The sequence below is a fragment of the Candidatus Oleimmundimicrobium sp. genome (assembly GCF_030651595.1).
In the GTDB taxonomy this organism is placed as follows: Bacteria; Actinomycetota; Aquicultoria; order UBA3085; family Oleimmundimicrobiaceae; genus JAUSCH01.
Genome location: NZ_JAUSCH010000114.1, coordinates 1 through 2077 on the forward strand (window position 1 = coordinate 1; position 2077 = coordinate 2077).

Sequence of the window (2077 nt, forward strand, 5' to 3'; positions counted from 1 at the left end):
CTAGAATAAATTATTCTTTTAGAGTATTCTCAATTTGAGAAGCCAGTTCCAACCGGGCATCGTACCATTCTTCCGGACGATGCGACCAGTCATCCTGAGCATATTCCATGGGAGGCCAATGCGGCACAGCCTCTCTTAGCCCTCGCTTGACTATCTGTTTGATAACCTTGTCCGCTGCCTCACCTCCATCTTTGTTTTTTTCAGTTAATAGCCAGAAATATTCGTAATCCTGCAAGCTACGACGAATCATTTTCAGACGGATCGATGGCAGAGGTTCACCAGCCAGGTCGATTTGTTCACCTGGATAGATATACATATTTCTGAGATAAGGGTAACCTTCAGAATCACTGATTATCGTCTGTCGAAAGACGTTCTTTCCTTGTGTTAGTCCGAACTCCCAATCGCAGGCTCCTGAAAGCCTGTATTTCCAAACTATCCAAAGCCAGGTGCGAAATCCCAATGATTCACCATTGATCATCATTGTCCCAACTGCAGGAGGGTATCCATTGTAGAACCAGACATCAGTCCATCGATTCTCACCATGCCGCATGTTAAGAGTCTCTGGTTCGATCCACTTCCCTGAACAATTCCAGACATCAACCACATCCTGAATATAATCGACTACCTCTTTTGTGTCCGGCTTGATCCATCCATCATCGTTCAAATCCACAATGGAGTGTAATCCCCCGCCTATGTCCAGGCGATACTTGATCCGATGGGTGCCGCTATTTTTAAGCAAGCGACCATAGTGTCTGGCCATATTCAATGTTTTTTGTCCCACTTCGCCTAAGTCGGGTTGTGGCTCATCCACCCCTTCAGGCCAAAACATCATTTTTACTTCTTTCCAACCTTTTTGCTCGAAATGGTTTTCAAACTCCAACAATTTCTCACTAAAAGCCATGTCGTATTCTGGTGTGAATACCTGATTAGTGCTATCACCTGGAATTGGGAAAGGCCAGTTTTTACCCCACCATTTTTTTGTTTTGTCTGTACGCCATACCTTTGCATCAAAAGGCAATAAAGTGTGTGTAACTGGCAGTCCTTTGCCAGGTCCCTCAATAAATGCACTCCCATCAAAGAATTTACCCCAGCGGCTATCAAACCTTGACCAGTCGAATCTAATATTATAACCTTGACCAATAATGTCAGGCATCATACCAGTTGATGAGACTGAAATCCGGTGTTGCTTGACCATACGATGAGTCTTCAGTTCAACATTTTCTGAACCTGTAGTAATCCTTCCATAATCCATCAATTCCATTGTAGTATGAAATTCGTCAGGAATTTTAAAGTCAAATACTTCAAGTTGAAGCTTAATTTTCTGAGTCTGTTCATTCTCTGCTGTTATATTTAAATATCCCTGATAAAAACCTGAAGGAGTATCATCCGGCACGTACAAATCAAGCCAAACTGCCTGGTTAGTTTGGACATTCAACTTCTGTTCAGTCTCACCACTATCATTAATTGAATAAAAATCTTCTCCTGGAATATTAAATGGAGCCCCATGATTGATAGCATCAAAAGGGATCAGCGCATCGGGATACCATCCGGTCTTTAGGGGATATCTGACCCCCTCGCGTGGCTCAGTACTATACGGTACGAAATGATACCATTGGCGAAAAAAATCCACATTGGATGAGTTAAGCAGATGCCCTTTAGAACCTATTAAATCTGTTCCCTGAATATTGACACCACTAACTGGACGATCGACCTCAATAATTATCTGGCATGCCACCACTTCATTACGGGCTGCCTTAAGAGTGATAGTGCTTGTAGCTGCGTTCCACACCCAATTTTGTTCTTTAGGATTCCCACCTACAACCTTACCAAAAAAGGTCTGCATGTCTTCAATCAGGTTGCCAGAAACCGGATCTACCCTTACTCCATCACCTATAGCCCAAATTCTCAACTCTGCCAAGGTATTATACGGGCAACTAATTAAAGCTAACAATATCAAGATTATGGGAAGATTGAATATATATTGCATAATATAGATCTCTTTATGTTATTAAGATTGATTTTAGTATTGATTAAAAAAAATGGCGAAACTAATTTTGAATATCGCATCACACCAGAA

1 protein-coding gene is annotated in these 2077 nt (G+C 41.8%); it reads right to left on the minus strand.

The features are described 5' to 3' along the window. Window positions 1-10: 10 nt before the first annotated feature. The gene (locus Q7U95_RS06535) at window positions 11-1987 is read right to left on the minus strand and encodes a glycoside hydrolase domain-containing protein (protein WP_308752937.1); all 1977 of its coding nucleotides are present in this window, start codon (window positions 1985-1987) and stop codon (window positions 11-13) included. Between the last annotated feature and the right edge of the window lie 90 nt (window positions 1988-2077).

Coding starts and splice junctions, on each gene's coding strand:
- Q7U95_RS06535 (WP_308752937.1), bottom strand. CDS start 1,987: ATGCAATATATATTCAATCTTCCCATAATCTTGATATTGTTAGCTTTA.